At 34.6% G+C, this 15,541-nt stretch carries 15 protein-coding genes, 2 pseudogenes and 2 other annotated features; of the genes and pseudogenes, 9 read left to right on the top strand and 8 right to left on the bottom strand.

Annotated elements, in window-relative coordinates:
• Positions 1-117: 117 nt before the first annotated feature.
• Positions 118-1,604 (bottom strand): annotated as a pseudogene (locus DJ93_RS07405) (YcdB/YcdC domain-containing protein).
• Positions 1,605-1,768: 164 nt separating this feature from the next.
• On the opposite strand from DJ93_RS07405, the gene DJ93_RS32115 reads away from it, so the two are divergent.
• Positions 1,769-2,964, top strand: a protein-coding gene (locus DJ93_RS32115; protein WP_117288021.1) for an IS3 family transposase whose coding sequence is annotated in 2 segments (ribosomal slippage) — positions 1,769-2,075 and positions 2,075-2,964 — 1,197 coding nt in all. Because the reading frame shifts where the segments join, the coding sequence is not laid out codon by codon here.
• A gap of 51 nt (positions 2,965-3,015) precedes the next feature.
• Here DJ93_RS32115 and rpmG read toward each other — a convergent pair.
• The gene (gene rpmG, locus DJ93_RS07420) at positions 3,016-3,165 is read right to left on the bottom strand and encodes a 50S ribosomal protein L33 (RefSeq protein WP_001265617.1); all 150 of its coding nucleotides are present in this window, start codon (positions 3,163-3,165) and stop codon (positions 3,016-3,018) included.
• A gap of 367 nt (positions 3,166-3,532) precedes the next feature.
• Between rpmG and DJ93_RS07425 the strand changes: the two genes are divergently transcribed.
• Positions 3,533-4,183, top strand: coding sequence for a GTP pyrophosphokinase (locus DJ93_RS07425; RefSeq protein WP_042979978.1), 651 nt, complete (start codon positions 3,533-3,535; stop codon positions 4,181-4,183).
• Positions 4,184-4,211: 28 nt separating this feature from the next.
• Here DJ93_RS07425 and DJ93_RS07430 read toward each other — a convergent pair whose 3' ends face one another.
• Positions 4,212-4,679 carry a hypothetical protein gene (locus tag DJ93_RS07430; RefSeq protein ID WP_042979979.1) on the bottom strand — a complete coding sequence of 156 codons (468 nt, stop codon included), beginning with the start codon at positions 4,677-4,679 and terminating at the stop codon, positions 4,212-4,214.
• A 58-nt stretch (positions 4,680-4,737) separates the two neighbouring features.
• Positions 4,738-6,129, bottom strand: coding sequence for an alkaline phosphatase (locus DJ93_RS07435; protein ID WP_042979980.1), 1,392 nt, complete (start codon positions 6,127-6,129; stop codon positions 4,738-4,740).
• Between the two features lie 270 nt (positions 6,130-6,399).
• Here DJ93_RS07435 and DJ93_RS07440 point away from each other — a divergent pair, with 270 nt between their 5' ends.
• Together DJ93_RS07440 and DJ93_RS07445 are read left to right on the top strand one after the other, a co-directional pair.
• Positions 6,400-7,239: a GNAT family N-acetyltransferase gene (locus DJ93_RS07440; RefSeq protein WP_042979982.1), complete on the top strand. Its 840-nt coding sequence runs from the start codon at positions 6,400-6,402 to the stop codon at positions 7,237-7,239.
• A 15-nt stretch (positions 7,240-7,254) separates the two neighbouring features.
• Positions 7,255-8,139, top strand: a complete 885-nt coding sequence (locus tag DJ93_RS07445; protein ID WP_042979985.1) for an alpha/beta fold hydrolase — start codon at positions 7,255-7,257, stop codon at positions 8,137-8,139.
• A gap of 42 nt (positions 8,140-8,181) precedes the next feature.
• Here the strand turns inward: DJ93_RS07445 and DJ93_RS07450 are convergent, their stop codons facing one another.
• The 3 genes from DJ93_RS07450 to DJ93_RS07460 all read right to left on the bottom strand — a co-directional run bounded on the left by DJ93_RS07450 (position 8,182) and on the right by DJ93_RS07460 (position 10,070).
• On the bottom strand, positions 8,182-8,682 hold the full coding sequence (locus DJ93_RS07450) for a DoxX family protein (RefSeq protein WP_042979986.1): 501 nt from the start codon (positions 8,680-8,682) through the stop codon (positions 8,182-8,184).
• Positions 8,683-8,945: 263 nt separating this feature from the next.
• Positions 8,946-9,479 carry a delta-aminolevulinic acid dehydratase gene (locus DJ93_RS07455; RefSeq protein ID WP_042979987.1) on the bottom strand — a complete coding sequence of 178 codons (534 nt, stop codon included), beginning with the start codon at positions 9,477-9,479 and terminating at the stop codon, positions 8,946-8,948.
• Positions 9,480-9,494: 15 nt separating this feature from the next.
• Complete coding sequence (locus DJ93_RS07460; RefSeq protein WP_042979988.1) at positions 9,495-10,070, bottom strand: histidine phosphatase family protein; 576 nt, start codon at positions 10,068-10,070, stop codon at positions 9,495-9,497.
• Positions 10,071-10,236: 166 nt separating this feature from the next.
• On the opposite strand from DJ93_RS07460, the gene DJ93_RS07465 reads away from it, so the two are divergent.
• The gene (locus DJ93_RS07465; RefSeq protein ID WP_042979990.1) at positions 10,237-10,575 is read left to right on the top strand and encodes a hypothetical protein; all 339 of its coding nucleotides are present in this window, start codon (positions 10,237-10,239) and stop codon (positions 10,573-10,575) included.
• 69 nt (positions 10,576-10,644) lie between these two features.
• The gene (locus tag DJ93_RS07470) at positions 10,645-10,767 is read left to right on the top strand and encodes a DUF4023 domain-containing protein (protein WP_000071861.1); all 123 of its coding nucleotides are present in this window, start codon (positions 10,645-10,647) and stop codon (positions 10,765-10,767) included.
• Positions 10,768-10,809: 42 nt separating this feature from the next.
• Here the strand turns inward: DJ93_RS07470 and DJ93_RS07475 are convergent, their stop codons facing one another.
• Positions 10,810-12,051, bottom strand: coding sequence for a TolB family protein (locus DJ93_RS07475; protein ID WP_042979991.1), 1,242 nt, complete (start codon positions 12,049-12,051; stop codon positions 10,810-10,812).
• A 344-nt stretch (positions 12,052-12,395) separates the two neighbouring features.
• Here DJ93_RS07475 and DJ93_RS30185 point away from each other — a divergent pair.
• The 3 genes and pseudogenes from DJ93_RS30185 to DJ93_RS07485 form a co-directional block, all read left to right on the top strand.
• A pseudogene (locus DJ93_RS30185) lies at positions 12,396-12,629 on the top strand (S8 family serine peptidase); the annotation flags it as partial.
• Positions 12,630-12,801: 172 nt separating this feature from the next.
• Positions 12,802-13,033 (top strand) — a binding site (T-box leader).
• Between the two features lie 51 nt (positions 13,034-13,084).
• Positions 13,085-13,314 (top strand) — a binding site (T-box leader).
• Positions 13,315-13,477: 163 nt separating this feature from the next.
• Positions 13,478-15,232, top strand: coding sequence for an aromatic amino acid hydroxylase (locus DJ93_RS07480; protein ID WP_042979992.1), 1,755 nt, complete (start codon positions 13,478-13,480; stop codon positions 15,230-15,232).
• Positions 15,213-15,527, top strand: a complete 315-nt coding sequence (locus DJ93_RS07485) for a 4a-hydroxytetrahydrobiopterin dehydratase (RefSeq protein WP_042979993.1) — start codon at positions 15,213-15,215, stop codon at positions 15,525-15,527. The genes DJ93_RS07480 and DJ93_RS07485 overlap by 20 nt, the downstream gene beginning before the upstream one ends.
• The last annotated feature ends 14 nt before the right edge of the window (positions 15,528-15,541 follow it).

A 15,541-nucleotide genomic window follows, 5' to 3' on the forward strand; every position in this document is an offset into this window, starting at 1 on the left:
GCGTAGGGTTGTTTGTGCCTGTACGATATCATTCACATCTGTTTTTTAATATCCAGCTCCCTTAAATAATCGTTCTTTCTAAAAAGGGCTTCAGCTGAAGGCCTTTTTCTCTTTCCGTTACTTACTCCAAATCTTCTCTCCAGTATGCGCATCAATGTAACGAACTTCTCGACCGAAATCAGAGAATTTTTTTTCGCTATTGTTCGTCGTTTGCTTATAAATTAATTCGTATTTTGGTGTATCCTTGTCTTGATTTTCACGCCATTCTAATTTAACTCTGAGAGCATCTGTATATATTTCTAATGCTCGTTCTTTTTGTATTTTTGGATTTGTTTCATCCATAAGTAATTCTTCTATTATATTGCTAGGCTTCCCGCTATACATCGTAACGGCTCCTGTTTCTGCATCTATATTAATCATAATGAACAGATCCTCTACTAGAATACCCTTTACATATCCGTAAAACAAAATCTCCCTGGACTATCTTCTTCATCATAATCATCCAAAAGTCGAAGATATTCTGTAGCATCCGGAATAACCTGCTCTAAAAATTGAAGTGCCTTATATAAACATTGTTCTCGCGATAAAATTATTTTTTCTTCTTTGTCAGGACTCCATTTCATATAACGAAGTAGTTTGTTTGTTGACTTCTCAACTCCAATTCCGACAAGATTATCATACTTTAACATCGGTAAATGTTTTTCGCAAAAATCATCCATTAAATACGTATCTTTCTTTTCTAGCTCTTCTTGTAATTCTTCTTTCGGCACAAATTTCATCCTTATTTCATATCCATCTTCACTCTCAGCTACTTTCACGAACTTTTCTTCATCCCAATCTAATAAGTCAAATATATTTTCTATTTGTTGTCTATCCTTTTCCGGCTTTGTGACCGCTACTGTAGGGGCTAATCGATAATGTTCTGGTCCGAATAAATCCTCTCCTGTACTTGCATCAATAAACGTTTGACTAGGTTCAGGTTCATACACGAGGCGGTACCCATGTATCACTTCCCCGCTCTCATATTCCAATAAATCAGGAGAAATATTTATAAATACAAGTCTCATATCTTGTCTATCTTTAAGATTTGCCAAAACTACCTCTTTATCAACAATGCATTCTGGCCATAAAGGCTTTTCTTTCACACCACCGTCATGATGAAATGCAACAACATTCCCAGAAGGGTGAATTCGTACAGCACATCCTGTATGCGGCAGTGGATATCCATTTACTTCTTGCAAATAACGTACTTTCTTCGAATCTCGCCATTCCTCTACATACACATATGTATAAAGGTCATATTTTGTTGGTAAATGCTTCTTTATAAACTCACTGGCAATCTCTTTCGCTTTTTCTTCATCCATTTCTTGATTAGCAAGCGGAAAATAATCCTCATCACACACATCTAATTCAAGTAAATTTCCTGTATGTCTATTTAGCGAAATTTGTATCCATTTCTCCTCATCCGCTTTATGCTCCCACCATAATACATGTAACGGTTCATCTACTGTTTGATCATCGTCCACAACAAGTTGATACTCATCTGGAATTTTGATAATATGTGCTACTTGTTCTTGTCTTTCTTTATCTTTTTGATTCATCATATCCTCTCCTTACTTATAAGCTAGACTCATCATAACACCTTTCCAAAAAAAGGATTCTACAAAATAAAAAAAGACTAGATTTGATATTATCCCCTTTAGGTAGACAGTGTAAAAAGACCATGTACATACATGGATGTTACACTATTACTTGGAGGGGATTTTTCATGGCTAAAAAAGGTTCAACATTCAATGCATATTCAGAAGAATTAAAGTTATCAGCTGTTCAAAGTTATTTAAATGGAGAAGGAAGCTACGATATGATAACGGAAAAATATCAGATTAAGAGCCCTACCCAACTGAAAAATTGGGTAAAAAAATATAAAGAATGCGGTGAAATTAAAGATACACGTGGGAAGAATAATGGAATGAAAGGTATTCCAAATCCTTTAAAAGGGAAACGTGTTCATTTCAACACTGTTGAAGAGGAGCGGGATTACTATAAGGCACAGGTTGAATATTTAAAAAAGCAATATCCAAATCTGTAAATGGAGGCGTACTAAAATATAAAGAGAGATATCGGATCATTGAATCATTAAAAAGGAAATATCCAATTATATGGCTTACTAAATTTGCAGGTATACATCGGTCAAGCTACTATAAGTGGATTCATACGAAATTGGTTAAAAACATGCGACTAGAATCGGATCAACAATTAAAAAAGGTAATAAAATCTATCCACTTAAAGCACAAGGAATATGGCTATCCACGTATGAAAATTGCTTTACAAGAAGAGGGTTATTTTGTGAATCACAAAAAGGTCTATCGCTTAATGAGTGAACTCAACATGCAATCTATTATTCGAAAGAAGCGACGCTTCTTTAAAGGAGAGTATTCCAATACCTTTCCAAATGTTTTAAACCGTAAATTTAAAAACCGCCAACAAAATGAAGCGCTCGTTACCGATATTACCTATCTACGATTCCAAGAGGGGTTCCGTTATCTTTCTGTCGTACAAGATCTTTATAATAACGAAGTTGTTTCTTGGAAAATTTCTAAGCGCAATGATAATGAACTTGTATTAGATACAATTGAAATGTTGGCGCAAAAAAGAGATGTGCGTGGAACTATTCTCCATTCAGATCAAGGGTTCCAGTACACATCTCATGCCTACAACAAACGACTTTTAGATTTAGGTATCATTGGCAGCCACTCTCGCAAAGCAAACTGTCATGATAACGCCTGTATCGAGTCATTTTTCTCCCATTTAAAATCGGAGATGTTGTATTTGCATCATTTTAAAACAGAAACAGATTTAATACAAGCAATTGAGGAATATATTTATTTTTATAACTATAAACGGTTTCAAAAACGACTCAACCATCGAGCTCCGATAGAATATCGACTCTCAATGGCTGCTTAGTCTTTTTTAATACTGTCTACTTGACAGGGATAAGACCAATTCTCTAGTCTTTTACTTCGTTTCACGATGTAATGTTACTCGCTTTAATCGTGGACAATATTTCTTTAGTTCGATGCGTTCTGGATTATTTCGTTTATTTTTCTTTGAAATATAATTACGATCACCGCACTCTGTACAAGCTAATGTAATATTTACACGCATATGTATGCCTCCCTTCTGTGAAAGATTGCAACTAAAACGTAATGATTACGATTTAAATATTATACAATTTCATTATATTTGTCAATTACAGAGTTAAAGATTAATTATCCTTTATACGGGAAAAGACAAAAAACTGAAACAATTAGTTCATACGAATTTCACATCAATCTATTACTATAAGAATTGTACATAACTAACTTACTAACAATCTCATTTAGTGATATATAAAATCTTATTGGAAAGGAGCTGAAAATATGAAAGCCAAATATCGCTTTATGATCTCATCATTTGCAGCTTGCGCTTATATGATTTGGTATTTAGTATAATAAACAACCTGATTTGTAAATATGAAAAGGTGTGTATATAAATGGAATATAACCAATCAACCGTTAACTATTGGAAAGCCTTTGTATTACCGTATACATTTGCTTTAGAAGAGTTAAAGACAAAATTTGAAATTATGAACCGGGAAGCTCAATTTTTAGAGGACTATAACCCGTTTGAACATATAAAAACAAGACTTAAACAACCAGAAAGTATTATTAAGAAACTTGAGCGTAAAAACTTATCACCAACAATTGAGAATGCTCAAACCCAATTACAAGATATTATTGGTATCCGTATTACATGTTGCTTCGTAGAAGATATTTATCATTTAAAACAAGTGATTGAAAATCGTGAAGACATGGAAATTGTAGAAGTAAAAGATTATATCGCTAATCCAAAGCAAAATGGATATAAAAGTTTGCATATGATTATTAAATACCCCTTGTCACTCAATTCTGGTACAAAAGAGGTCTTTGCAGAAATTCAATTACGTACACTTGCAATGGACTTTTGGGCAAGTTTAGAACATAAACTTTATTATAAATACGAAGGAAATATCCCTGATTATTTAAAAGATGAATTACACGATGCTGCAATGAAAGCTGAAGATCTTGATAATAAGATGGCAACAATCCGTCAAGATATTGATGATATTGAGGCATGTTCAAATCAAATTTTATTACCACTTTAAAAAAGGTTCTCCGCATAGGAGAGCCTTTTTATTTCTTGTCTACCACTCGAACTTCTTCAATTTTCCACTGTCCATCTTCTTTGTCAAGTGCATACTGTACCTTTTTCTGAAGAGAAGCTCCCCCATTTATTTCTTTTTCATCCGTTTCAACAATTACATAATTCTCTTTAAAACTTTTCACTTGTATATTGTTCAGTTCAATGGTTTTATCTCCTTTTTTGAATGCGGCTTCCTTTTGGGTTTTCAAATCTTCAGCACCGAGCATTTTGCCCGAAAACAATGCCATATGCTCATTAAGTTTTTTCTCATTTGTCGTTTGTACAAATGCTTGAATTACATTCCGAATATCCCCTTCATCCTCTTGCGTTACATGTATTTGTGCTTCTTTTTTCTTAGCAGCTTTTTTCTGGTCTACACTTTTCTCTTGCGATTGACACCCAATTAACAGTAATCCTACAAACATCATTGTTCCTATTTTTTTAATAAAACTTTTCATCCTATCGCCTCCCTTAAAAAAGAAAAAGCGAGGCGATATGCCTCACTCTCTTTCACAATTAGCGTCTTCCTTTATTCGGGTCACCGCCGCCAACAATATCGAAGACACGTTTTGCTAAGTTTGTATTTTCTTGAACACCAGAGAATAAGTATTTACCTGGCCCAAACGCATATACGTTCACATCTTCTCCTGTATGTCCACCAGTTGTCCAGCCTGTAACTGAACGTTTATTGAAAATATCTTCAATCGCATTATCAATCTTTGTTACATCTTTTGATGGAGCAATATCATTTACAGCTTTAATTTCTTCTGGTGTTAATTGTAAATCAATATACTGTTTCAACGTTTCTTCTACATTAGCACCTTTTACAATTTCATTCGCCATAAAGTCTGGAGTACGCTTCGTCGCTTTAATTGAATCTACTTTAAAGTTATACTCACCATCTGCACCTAAAGATAATCCGCCAGTAGAATGGTCAGCTGTTGCAATAACTAATGTGTTTTTATCTTTTTTCGCGAATTCAATTGCAGCTTTAAACGCCCTTTCAAAATCTTCCATTTCACTCATCGCTGCAACTACATCATTATCATGTCCAGCCCAGTCGATTTGGCTACCTTCAACCATCAAGAAGAAACCATTTTTATTTTTATTTTTATTTAAACGATTGATTGCTGCATTTGTCATTTCTTCTAATGAAGGTGTTACCTCATTACGATCAATCATTTTATCTAAACCACCCGGCGCAAACAAACCAAGAATTTGATCGTTTTTATCATTTAATAATTGGTTACGATCCGTCACATAACTGTAGCCTGACTTCTTAAATTCCTCTGTAAGATTACGATCCTTTCTTACGAAGTTTTTCACACCACCGCCAAGCATAACGTCTATTTTATGTTTCCCATTAACTTTCTCATCAAAATAATCATTTGCAATTGCATCCATATTTTTACGGCTAATATCATGCGCTCCAAAAGCAGCTGGTGTTGCATGTGTAATTTCAGAAGTTGCAACTAATCCTGTTGATTTCCCTCTTTCTTTCGCTTGCTCAAGAACCGTTTTCACTTCTGTTTTATCATTATCAACTGAGATTGCTGCATTATATGTTTTAATACCAGCTGCCATCGCAGTAGCTGCTGATGCAGAATCTGTAATATTTTCATGTTCATCTTCTGGATATGTCTTTTGTGTTCCTACAAGGTGTTTATCAAATTCAGTAGACTCCATTTCAAACGTTTTTGGATTGTCTTTCATGTAACGATGCGCTGTCATATATGAAGGTCCCATGCCATCCCCAATTAATACAATGACATTTTTAATCTTCGTATCACTTTCTTTTCCGTCCGCCTTCACCTCACCTGAACGAGTAAAATTCCACATTGCGACTGAAGTAATTGCCAATGATGCTACAACTGCAAATGGCCATGCTTTCTTCATAAACTTTTTCACTTTTTTGTCCCCCTAATTAGGTTATTCATTTCCCACTATTCAATTTAATAGAAGACTATTAAGGGAAAATTAGTATTTTGTAAATTTTTTGTTAACTTATGTAAATTTCAATTATAATTTGTATAACTTTGTCTTTTCATATCAATCATATTACCCTTTACAAAATACATATAAAAAATGGGAGTTTCCTCAAAATGAAAACTTTCAATTAACATTTTGCAATTATAAAAATCTTATTATTTATTTTAAATAGAAATGTGGTGAACCATTATGGAAATAGTAAAACTAAATAAATCTGACATTCCGGATCTACTCTCTCTTTGCGAATCTGTCGGATGGTTGCAGCATAAAGCGTTTATGAGAGAACAATTTAATATGTATCTCTCAATAGGAACATTAATAGGATGTATACACGAAAATAGACTAATTGCTACTGGTGGAGTATTTCCTTTTGAACATGGTTTTTCTTCTATCGGTATGTTAATTGTCCATCCTAAATTTCAGCGACAAGGCGTGGGTCGCATGTTATTAAATAACTGCTTACAACTAGCCCATCCATCTCTTCCTATTCTTCTTATCGCAACAAAGGCTGGCGTACCTTTATATCAATCATATAACTTTAAAACAATAACATCGGTTCATCGCTTTGAAAGACATGCTATGCGCACATCTACGACGCCTTTTTCTATAAAACAAATTCAACAAACTGATCTTAACTCTCTCATTTCTGTTGATCAGGCGGCAACAGGAGCTTATCGCTCAAAACTCTATTCATTATTACTTTCTCGAGTAACTTACTCATTTAAAATAGAACGAAATCATCAAATAGAAGCTTTTGCCCTATGTATACGAAAAGGGGACACATTATGTATTACTCCACTTATCTCAAGACAAAAAGAAGATGCGGTGCAGTTATTACAAATTATTTGTGAATCTTGGAATGGGACAATTCGTATCGATGTTCCTCATGAACAATTCGCATTTCGTAAATTTCTTCAAAGAGAAAATTTCCAAGAAACACTTCTTTCACCTCTTATGATAAAAAATGGAAGTCAACTTTCTGGAAATCATAATATGCTATTTGCTATGATAGATGCAGCATTATGTTAGAAAGGGGTCAACTAATTGAAGCGGCTTAGCTATTATATGGTGGGTTGCCTTACTCTTACATTATTAGTAGGATGTAGCGCAGCAGAAAAACCAGTAGAACAAGTGAAACAAGTAAAAAATACAATTACTGCAAAATTAACTACGGAAGAAAAAATGGTTGAAATAGATGGACAAACTATTTATTTTAAGCAAATTGGTAGTAAGAAACCACCTTTACTTATGATTCATGGATTTGGTGGGTCATCGGATGGATTCCAAAAGATTTACTCTGATTTAGCAAAAAATCATACAATTATTTCTGTTGATGCTTTAGGTTTTGGACATTCATCTAAACCGATGGATTTCTATTATTCTTTCCCAACTCATGCAAACTTATATTATAAATTAATGAAAAAACTAGGTTATGATAAATTCGCGATACTCGGTCACTCAATGGGTGGAGAAATTTCTCTTAATTTAACATACTTATATCCTGATGCAGTTACTCATCTTATTTTGACAGATGCTACAGGAGGCCCTCATACATTGGTGAATAAACAAGGGTCACCAAAACCACAATTGTCGACTGATTTAAGTACAGTTTCTACTATTACCGACTATGATGAAAGTAAAGTGAAATTTAAACGAAATGATGAAGAACATTACAATAAGATGAAATTATGGCCTAGACGCCTCAAAATTAATGCTAACGAAATAAAACTCCCAACTTTAATTATTTGGGGCAGAAATGACAGTAGTGTTTCTTGGAAAGAAGGAGAAACTTATCATCAATTCTTGAAAAATAGCACTTTCCATATTATAGACAAAGGTTACCATGCACCATTTCGTCAAGAACCAGAAGAATTTGTAGGCTATGTAAAAGATTTCTTTGAAAAGAACCCTATTCAAACAGAGAAATAACACAAACGGGTATCTCAATAGTGAGATACCCGTTTTCATATATTAAGCAGCTTGTTTTTGGCGCTTTTGAGTTTTGGATCCTAATACTTTTGGTACAATCCATCCATCCGCTCCCAGTTTTCCAGCGTTCATACCAGCAACAAGAATGAACATAGATAAGATAACCATTTCTGGATTCACACCTATTGACCCACTAAACATATAGGAAAAGTTCATTACAAGACCAAAAAAGACAGCTGTTTTTGTTAAACAACCTACAATTAACCCTATTCCAACTAAAATTTCTCCCCATGTTACAAGCGTATTAAACATATCAACATTCGGAATTGCAAAATCTTGTAAAAATGACGCCCACCAAGATTGAACAGCTGGTTGCGCTCCTTTTGACTTTTCAATTGCGCCTTGTAAATACCCAGTAGCATCGAATCCTTTTCCTTGTAGTTTACCGATTCCCGCCATTAACCACTTATATCCAAGATAAACTCGAATCACTGCTAATACAAAAGAAACTGCTTTGTTTTCTCTTAAAAATTGAATAACCATATTTTCCTCCTAAAGTTGTAATTAAGTCAGTTACATACAATATAATAACATTAGTTACTTATTTTTTAAATGTTAATTATGAATAATTTATGACATTCACATAAAACCTCAAAAACTAACGTTTATATAGTAACTTTCATTACCTGTAAAAACTTGAACATATCATACCACAAGTGATAATGATTTTCATCGAAAAATTGCAAAAAAATTGTGTGATAAATGTGAAACGTGCTTATCCTATATTCGAATAAACACGTTTTATACTACTTATATAGTTGAAATGTATGGGTCTCCTTATCAACTAACCTTGCTTCTTGAAAAGCATACTCTAACGTTCTTTTATGATTAATAAGCCCGTAAAATAAACGAATGGTAAACATAAGTGCTGCATTTCCATCCACATAATCTATCGCTCCAATATATGCTTTTACACCACTGTTTAAAAACGCTTCCGCTAATTTTGGCTCTCCTAACGCACAACCATTATTTACAATATATGTATTATGCAATTTTGCATATCGCTTAATTTCTGGTGCGCCAAAGTATCCTCTCGGTTCATCTTCTTCATAAACAGCCTCACCTAATTCCCCCATTATAAATTCCCCCTCATCACCATGAAAGCAAAAAACAATATAATGCATATCTTGATATAAGCTCTTACCTGAGAGAACTTCTACAAAATCTCTCGGCCTACCAATCCAGTATGTAACAACTCTTGCCCCAAAATATTCAAGTGTCGATCGAAGCGACTGTGCCTCTAAATCAGAATTGTCGCCAACTATTAATGCGATGTTCAAGTGAACTCCCCCATTCTATAGGCTCATTTCATACATACCTGTTTCTTTTAAAAAATCTCCTCTTGTTAGCATTTTTTTTTGTAAATACTGCCTATATGCTGTAATTGTCCCGTCATGGGATACAATACAAATTCTTTCTGCCTTTAGCGTATAGCACCAGTCTATAAACTCATCTACTTTCTGCTGTAATTTCTTTTCTGAGATTGTATTAATCCCCTCATTCCATAACAGTTCATTTGCACTTTCCTCTAAAGAAAAATGAGGAAATAACTCTTTAATCGACTGTTGATTCAACAATCGATCACATGGCAATGTTTTTGCTTCTTCTCGATAAGGGAAAATACGGGGAGAAATATACGGATGCACGATTTTGCGACAAAGAACTTCCGAACTCCATATTGCGGCGGTTTGCAACGTTCGGATTGTAGGGCTAACAATTAATACATCATTTTTTTGTAACGGTAGACTACTTTGAAGCAAAAATGCTTGCTTCACTCCTTCTTCCGTCAATTGTGGATTTTCCACTTGTAAGCTTAATGATAAATCTTTTGTATGCTCTCCTTCACCATGCCGAACAAAAATTAATTTCATCTATTTTTTCCTTTCAATAAGAATAGATAGCCTTTCTCATTTCTTCCCTATTACCTTCTAAATTCCTGCTATATTAACGAATCATATGTAAAAAGCATTTGACATAAAAACTGGTAATTTTTACGATGATTAATGTGAGATATTTTTTACAAGGAGATTCACAAATATGAAATGGCTTATTGCTCTTATTTGGATGATACTATGTGGTTATATAAACGGATTTTTCGGTAGTGATAAAACTACTGCTAATCCTTGGATTAAAGACGATGAGCGAGAAAACGGCATAAAACATAAAGCAATTATAGCGAGTTGGTCAGGTGTTTTTATGTTTTGTATCATTAGCCTTTGTAACAAATTGTTAGGTCTAGGAGAAGGGAAATCACCTTACTTACCAGATCCTTTCGCAATAATTTCAAAAGAAAATGTAGAGTTACAAGTTTTACTCATGCTATTTATTATGCATGGTATATTTTATTTATATTACCAAAGAAAACTAAGCGCTTAATTTTTATCTCATGATTATCCTCCTAAATGGTTATAGTAACTAGGACGAAATGAAAGGAGAGATATGAAAATGAGTAACTCAAATGATTTTTTAGATACATTACATGAAAAACAAGCAAAAGATGAACAAAATAGAAAGCGTCAAGGGAACGGAAACCCTGCGAAAAAAAAGCCAAACAAGACACATAAATAACAATGAAAAAACTGCCTAAAAATTATATTTTAGGCAGTTTTTTTACTCTTCTTTCACCGAGATGACATCTCCCCAATTCCATTTCTCGTAATACCACTCTGGTACATCTATATTTTTAATCCACTTCTTTTCATGTTTCCCATCACTATAGGCAAACCATACATCTGCTTTTTTACGGTCAGAGCGTATCCATATTAATTGGTTACTCTTCTTCATATAGGTAGGATTATAATCCCCCTGTTTATTCGGTGGCTTTGTAATTTGATATTGTTCATCATTTGTACTATCCACCTCGTATAAAGACGGTAGCGGTCTTTTTTCTGGCGGAGTTGATATCTCTGTCTCCTTTGCTCGTGAAACGATAATTACTTTATCGTTCTTCCATGTAAAATTCCAGTCGACATATCCTTTCGGCGTAAATGTATTTTGCTGGAGGGCTGTTAATTCTTTCACTTTTAAATGTTTATTCTCCAATGCAAATCTTCCGCTACCTTCAATGTAGGCTAATATATTTTTTGATGGTGCCCATTGAAACCACTCTGTGTTTAACAACATTTGATCTACTTTTTCAAAACGTCCTCCGTCTTCTCGAATTAAACAAAGTGTATTACTATCAGCTGACCAAGAAGCTGTTGGAACTGCTAAAAATGAAATCCACTTTTGATCTGGTGACCACCTAAAACCACTTGCAACCAATGCTAAAAAGTCATCATGCTGATTTGGTAATGCATATAAATGTTTCATCTTATGAGGATTCATGTTTGCATCCTTTTGTACTTCATATAGCTGCGCCCCTGTCCATCCTGTTGGAAGCAAATAAGCTTCTGAGGATACGAGAAACCTTTTTCCATCTGGATACCAGGCATAGTCCCCGACACCACTTGATACATTTTCAAATTCTGCATTCTTTTTTTCAGTATGGAACGTATTTAACGTACATTTAAATTCAAAAGCAATGACATTCTCTTTCGGTGACCATTGGTAGTTCCCTACTTCTTCTTGAAACAGAACAACTGTTTTTCCATCTTTAATTCGATACAATTCAAGTTGATTTTGTGCCTTTCCTTTTGCATAGGCAAGCCACTCTCCATCATGTGACCATTTCGGCCTTGTTATGTACTCTCCTTTTGTTATTTGCTTTTCTTTCTCGTCGACTTTAATCCAAAGATCATGATTACGAATAAAAGCAACTTTCACCCCATCATTTTCTGCGCTACTAATAGATACAGGAAGGAGAAAAAGAAACAAAAACACACTACTACTACTTACTATGAACCTTTTCATAAGACTCCCCCATTCTCCCCATAGCATTCCTCACATTTCGCTTACTATATGCAAGTCTCTAAGCATTCGACAAAGTCACATTTTTAAATTCACAGCGTATTGATATGAATTATGTCGAATGCATGTGTTATCCAACATTCATTTCTTGTTTACAAATAAATGGTAGGGACCGTTTTTATGCACATTGGGGAAGGTTAGTATTTTTATTAGGGGGCCTACATCTACATTACTAAGTATGGCGCTTGTTTTTTTCAAGCTTTAAGCGTACATGTTGAATTACTGCAAAAGGAAAAGCAATGTAGTCCACAGTTGATAGCGCGCATTGAACAATGGGAAGAAAATAAAATCGCGGCAAAGTAAAGTTAACACAAAATATTACATTACAAAATCTTTCTAGCAGGAAGAAAAACTTTTCAACCAATATTGAACTATTAGATACAAAAACGAAAGTTCAAACTTCCTTCCCTTCTTCTATTAGCTTAAAGCCTAATCGTAACATGGAAAAACCTTTTACCATTACTGTGGATAGCCCTTTACCACAAAGTGTCTACACAGGAAATGTATATGTAAAAGAACAAAGGGGAAAATACAATCCACATTATAGCAACTGATGCAGCTGGAAATAAATCTGACTTAAATGTTGATTTAGAAGTAAAATAGTAATCCAATATCTTTTCGAATAAAATTATTGTTGACAAGCTTTTAAATATAGTTTTATAATACAAAACATAGTTTAGTTGAACGAATTATATATCGGCTTTGAAGGAATACTAGTAGCGACTTATATCCCTGTCTCAGAGAACTGATGGTTGGTGCAAATCAGTACATATATAAGTGCGAATTACAATTCTGGAGCTTCTTTTTCGTAGTGCTTTTTTATGCATGAAGGAAAAGACGGATCTTTCCGTTATCTTAAAGTGAGTGGTAAACAATTTTTCTGTTTACAAATAGGGTGGTACCGCGATTTTTTATCGTCCCTATCGGATTTTCCGATAGGGGCTTTTTTGCGTCTTCCCTTTTCAATAAATTCATATGTTATGCGTTGAAAGAATCGCAGTAGTAACTTATATCCCTGTTTCAGAGAGCTGATGGTCGGTGCAAATCAGTACATATATAAGTGCGAATTACAATTCTGGAGCTTCTTTTTCGTAGTGCTTTTTTATGCATGAAGGGAAAGACGGATTTTTTTCCGTTATCAGCAGTTGAGATGTACGTATATTTTCACTTACAAATAGGGTGGTACCGCGATTTTTCGCCCCTATCGGATTTTTTCGATAGGGGCTTTTTCTGTTTCTCACATAAACAAATGTTAAATAATTCCGAATCTTATGATAAAATTTTATAAGCGCTTACAAATTTGAAAGGAGGTGATACACGCTATACGAACCAGCACTAATTTTTATAGATAAAAAAGGAGGATGTCTAAATGACAAAGAAAACAGAAATTCCATCACATTTAAAACCATTTGTATCCACACAGCACTACGATCAATACACACCGGTGAATCACGCTGTTTGGCGTTACATTATGAGACAAAATCATAGCTTTTTAAAAGATGTTGCACATCCCGCCTATGTTAACGGACTACAATCATCTGGTATTAATATAGATGCAATCCCAATGGTAGAAGAAATGAATGAATGTTTAGCACCAAGCGGCTGGGGCGCCGTAACGATTGACGGTCTTATTCCCGGCGTAGCTTTCTTTGATTTCCAAGGTCACGGTTTATTACCAATTGCAACAGATATTCGCAAAGTAGAAAATATCGAATATACACCAGCACCTGATATCGTTCATGAAGCAGCAGGACACGCACCGATTTTACTTGATCCTACATATGCAAAATATGTAAAACGCTTTGGACAAATTGGAGCGAAAGCTTTCTCCACAAAAGAAGAACATGATGCTTTTGAAGCTGTTCGTACATTAACGATCGTAAAAGAAAGTCCTACTTCCACTCCTGAAGAAGTTGTAGCTGCTGAAAATGCTGTAATTGAAAAACAAAAGCTTGTTTCTGGTTTATCAGAAGCAGAACAAATTTCACGTCTTTTCTGGTGGACAGTCGAGTATGGTCTAATTGGTAATATAGACAATCCAAAAATTTACGGCGCTGGCCTCCTCTCCTCTGTTGGTGAAAGCAAGCACTGTTTAACAGCTGCTGTAGAAAAGGTTCCATTCTCAATTGAAGCTTGCACAGGGACAACTTATGACGTGACAAAAATGCAGCCACAGCTATTTGTTTGTGAATCATTTGAAGAGTTGACTGAGGCACTTGAGAAGTTCTCTGAAACGATGGCATTCAAAACAGGTGGCACAGAAGGATTAGAAAAAGCAATTCGCTCCGAAAATCATGCTACAACTGAGTTAAGTAGCGGATTACAAATTACAGGTACATTTACTGAGACAATTAAAAATGATACTGGTGAAGTCATTTACATGAGAACAAATACACCAACTGCATTAGCAATTCATAATAAACAATTAGCAAATCACTCTACATCTGTACACAAAGATGGATTTGGTACACCAGTCGGATTACTAGATGGTAATATCGCATTAGAAGATTGTACAGAAGAAAAGTTACAGTCATTAGGCATTACAATCGGAAATTGTGCAGAACTTTCCTTCGCAAGTGGTGTTCATGTAAAAGGAACAGTAACAGACATTGTAAAGAACGATAAAAAGATTGCTCTTATCTCATTTACAGATTGCACCGTTACTCATACAGATCGTTTATTATTTGACGCTTCATGGGGAGCATTTGATATGGCTGTTGGTTCAACAATTACTTCTGTATTCCCAGGTGCAGCAGATGTGGCAGCATTTTTCCCAATGGATGAAGAAGTACCAGAAACTCCAGCACCCCTTACATTAACTGAGCTTGACCGTATGTATCAAACAGTTCGAGATATTCGAAACGAAACTACCTTACAAGACGCTCATGTCGATCGATTAGTAGCAATTCAAGAAGTGCTAAATAAATTCTATCCAAAAGAATGGTTGCTTCGTCTTGAAATTTTAGAATTACTTTTACAACATAAAAAAGGACATGAAACATCAACAGCATTAGTAGAGCAACTTTCTACTTTCACAAATGACGAAGCTGTAACACGCCTTATTAATAATGGACTTGCATTACTTCCAATAAAGGATGTGAAAAATGATGCTACGATTAACTAACGAAGAGGTACAAGAGGAATTAGCGAAACTAGATAAATGGGTAGTGAAAGACGAAAAATGGATTGAAAGAAAATATATGTTTTCCGACTACTTAAAAGGAGTCGAATTTGTCTCTGAAGCCGCCAAACTATCAGAAGAACATAATCACCACCCATTTATCCTTATCCAGTATAAAGCAGTCATTATTACTTTGTCATCATGGAATGCAAAAGGCTTAACAAAACTAGACTTTGATCTTGCAAAACAATTTGATGAACTTTTTTTACTAAATGAAAAAGCGATTATACGAAAATAAAAAAGAGAAGCCTT

The organism is Bacillus clarus, assembly GCF_000746925.1.
GTDB classification, from domain to species: domain Bacteria; phylum Bacillota; class Bacilli; order Bacillales; family Bacillaceae_G; genus Bacillus_A; species Bacillus_A clarus.

Coding starts and splice junctions, on each gene's coding strand:
- DJ93_RS07480 (WP_042979992.1), top strand. CDS start 13,478: ATGACAAAGAAAACAGAAATTCCATCACATTTAAAACCATTTGTATCC.
- DJ93_RS07485 (WP_042979993.1), top strand. CDS start 15,213: ATGATGCTACGATTAACTAACGAAGAGGTACAAGAGGAATTAGCGAAA.
- DJ93_RS07425 (WP_042979978.1), top strand. CDS start 3,533: ATGGAATATAACCAATCAACCGTTAACTATTGGAAAGCCTTTGTATTA.
- DJ93_RS07460 (WP_042979988.1), bottom strand. CDS start 10,070: ATGAAATTAATTTTTGTTCGGCATGGTGAAGGAGAGCATACAAAAGAT.
- DJ93_RS07450 (WP_042979986.1), bottom strand. CDS start 8,682: ATGGTTATTCAATTTTTAAGAGAAAACAAAGCAGTTTCTTTTGTATTA.
- DJ93_RS07430 (WP_042979979.1), bottom strand. CDS start 4,679: ATGAAAAGTTTTATTAAAAAAATAGGAACAATGATGTTTGTAGGATTA.
- DJ93_RS07465 (WP_042979990.1), top strand. CDS start 10,237: ATGAAATGGCTTATTGCTCTTATTTGGATGATACTATGTGGTTATATA.
- rpmG (WP_001265617.1), bottom strand. CDS start 3,165: ATGCGTGTAAATATTACATTAGCTTGTACAGAGTGCGGTGATCGTAAT.
- DJ93_RS07470 (WP_000071861.1), top strand. CDS start 10,645: ATGAGTAACTCAAATGATTTTTTAGATACATTACATGAAAAACAAGCA.
- DJ93_RS07475 (WP_042979991.1), bottom strand. CDS start 12,051: ATGAAAAGGTTCATAGTAAGTAGTAGTAGTGTGTTTTTGTTTCTTTTT.
- DJ93_RS07440 (WP_042979982.1), top strand. CDS start 6,400: ATGGAAATAGTAAAACTAAATAAATCTGACATTCCGGATCTACTCTCT.